Origin of the sequence: Pyxidicoccus fallax (assembly GCF_012933655.1) — a bacterium.
GTDB classification, from domain to species: domain Bacteria; phylum Myxococcota; class Myxococcia; order Myxococcales; family Myxococcaceae; genus Myxococcus; species Myxococcus fallax.
In genome coordinates this window covers 1-2572 of sequence record NZ_JABBJJ010000643.1, presented here as the reverse complement: position 1 = coordinate 2572, position 2572 = coordinate 1, and the positions used below count along the sequence as shown (strand labels likewise).

Annotated in this window: 2 protein-coding genes; both read right to left on the bottom strand. The window is 75.7% G+C overall.

Annotation, left to right across the window (positions count from 1 at the left end):
* Positions 1–1266: hypothetical protein (locus HG543_RS52995; protein WP_169352579.1), on the bottom strand; the 1266-nt coding region annotated here is incomplete at its 3' end.
* A 14-nt stretch (positions 1267–1280) separates the two neighbouring features.
* Positions 1281–2252, bottom strand: coding sequence for a hypothetical protein (locus tag HG543_RS52990; protein ID WP_171819053.1), 972 nt, complete (start codon positions 2250–2252; stop codon positions 1281–1283).
* Positions 2253–2572 lie beyond the last annotated feature (320 nt).

The following is a 2572-nucleotide window of genomic DNA, read 5'->3' as shown; positions in this document are numbered from 1 at the left end:
CCCCGTACCGCCGCAGCCACCACCACCGCCGCCACCCCCGCCGCCGCTGGCTCCGGGGTTGAACCAGGTCAGGTTCTGGTCGCTGCAGGCGCCACCACTGCCGCCGCCGCCGCCGCCCTCGCCGGCGGTGCCCGGGTCACCGTTCCCACCCTGCTGGTTGGGAACCCACGTCCCATTCACCAGGTCCAGCACGCCCCGGCCCGTGCCCTTCGGGCCGGCCGGGCCCTCGTCGCCGAAGGCTCCCGGCTGTCCGTTGCCGCCCACGCGGCCGTTGCAGGAGCAGCTTTCGGTGCCCACCTCGCAGTTGACGGTGACGGCGACGCCCCCATCCCCGCCCCCCGCGTCCGGCAGGCCGTCCCGGCCCGGGTTGCCGGGAGCGCGGCCCACGCCGAACCCGCCAGCGCCTCCCGAGCGATTGCTTCCCGAGCAGGTTGCCACTCCCGGTGGACCGACGAGGCCGGGGTTGCTGCCGGTGGCGGCGCCGCCGGCGCCTCCGTCCGCCGCGTTGGCGGCCTGGTTTCCGGTGCCGCCATCCGCGCCCGGCGCGCCCTGTCCCGCCTCCAGCTCCGCGTGGCGCAGCGTCACACCGGACGAAGCCAGCACGCGCAGGGCGATGGAGGGCTCCCCGGGCGTCGCCGCGTTCGCGGAGTGGACGCCCACGTACTCCAGCACGACGCCCGCGTCCGTCAGGCCGCGCACCGTCAGCCCCACCGTGCCGCCGTCCAGCCGGGCCAGCGCCGTGCCCTGACGTCCCCAGCCCTGGCCGCGGCCGGTGTAGCCGCCGTGCAGCGACGCGGGCACGTCCAGCACCAGCCCGCTCTCGTCGTAGCGGCCGCCCGCGAGGTACACGCGCGTGGCCCCGCCACCGTCCGCCATGCGCAGCAGCTCCAGCGCCCGGCCGAGCGTGGCCAGCGGAGCGTCGCGCGTGCCCGTGCCGGTGGAGTCGCTTCCTGCCGCCGGGTCCACGAAGAGGCCGGCGTCGGCCTGGCCGTCCACGCCATCACAGTCGGTGTCCGCGAAGGCGTCGTCCGGCACGTCCACCACGTTGGGGATGGGGATGCAGTCTCCCGCGTCGCCGGCATCGCCCGCGTCGCCCGCATCCCCCGCGTCGCGACCGCCATCCTCACCGGGGCCCACGCCCTCGGGGTCGCAGCGCTGCTCCTCGCGGCAGCGCCGCTCCGCGTCGTCGAAGTCGTAGCACCCGCCCGTGGCGAGCACCGCCGCGAGCGCCGCGCCGGTGGCGCCGAGCGTCCAGGTCTTCCGCATGGGTCTCCTCGAATTCACGGCAACGTCCCGGACAGGCCCACCATGCCCCCGCCGGGGACCACGGTGGCCGTGGGCTGCACCTTCGGGGGCGCGTCACCGGGCAGCAGGTACATCACCGCGCCCGTGACGAGGCTGGCTCCGGCCAGGCCAAAGGCCACCCGGCTCAGCGTCTGCGCCCGGCGGCCGGACGAGGCCACGCCGGCCGCGTCCCGGATGGGCGTGCCGGTGCCGCCCTCGTCCAGCTCGTCGTACTTGTCGCCCGCCTGCAGGTAGAAGAGGGTCCCCACCCCCGCCAGCGCCACGCCGCCCGCGGCCGGCAGCCAGGCCCAGCGGCGCAGCGGGTGGGCGCGCGGCGCGTCCGTCTCCTGCTTCACGACGACCTCCGGGGGCGTCGTCGGGGTCGGCGTCACGGTGGCCGGGGGCGCCGTCGGCGTCTCCTTCCGGGGCGGAGGGGTGACGCCGGGCGGCGGCACGTCCTTCATGGGCGGCATGGGCGGAGGCGTGCCGCGCAGGGCCGTCCGCGTGCGGGGCACCACCACCTCCAGCGACTGGGTGAGCGCGTCCAGCAACTGGTCCTCGCGCACGCCCGGGATGAGGTGCTCGGTGATGAGCGAGCCATCCTTCGAGGAGTACATGCGCGCGCCGACGCGGTAGCCGCTGAGGAACTGGCCCAATTCCGCGACGAGGACGACCTCCGACTTCCCCGTCGTCCCGAGCGACCGGATGCAGGTGGGCTCCGTGCGGTTGCAGCGCAGGAGCGCGCGCCGCTTCGACGGCGTCAGCTTCCGGGTGACGTCCTCGACGCGGATGACGGCCATGCCCCGGGACTTGAGCTGCTCGGACACGTGCTCCTGCGCGAACTCGACGACGTGCGAGGGTGCGCCCGAGGCGTCAGGCGGTGCGACCAGGACGGTGATGGGCGCCTGCGATGAGGCGGCGGGCGCCGGGGTGGCCAGGAGGAGCGCGGCGAGCAGGGAGGTCCACACGCAATCACTTTCCCCCTGACACGCGCTCCTCGCAAGGTTGGGAATCACCGCGATGCTCCGGGACGGGGGCGCGGTCCACTCATCACCACGGTGGGAGAACACCCCACCGGCCGGGGCGCGAACCCCGCGTCGGGCAGCCATCACTCCCAGGGCGGGTCGTCCCGGACGACGGGGGCGCCTCCCGCGGGGGGCGTCCCGGCCGCCCGAGCCTCAGCGACGCGGCCGCTCCGGCGCCGGGCGGATCTGCGTCTTCTCCGAGCCGCCATTCATGTCCGTGGCGCCGCCCGCGTCCTCGTCCTCCTCGTCCATGGGCTATCTCT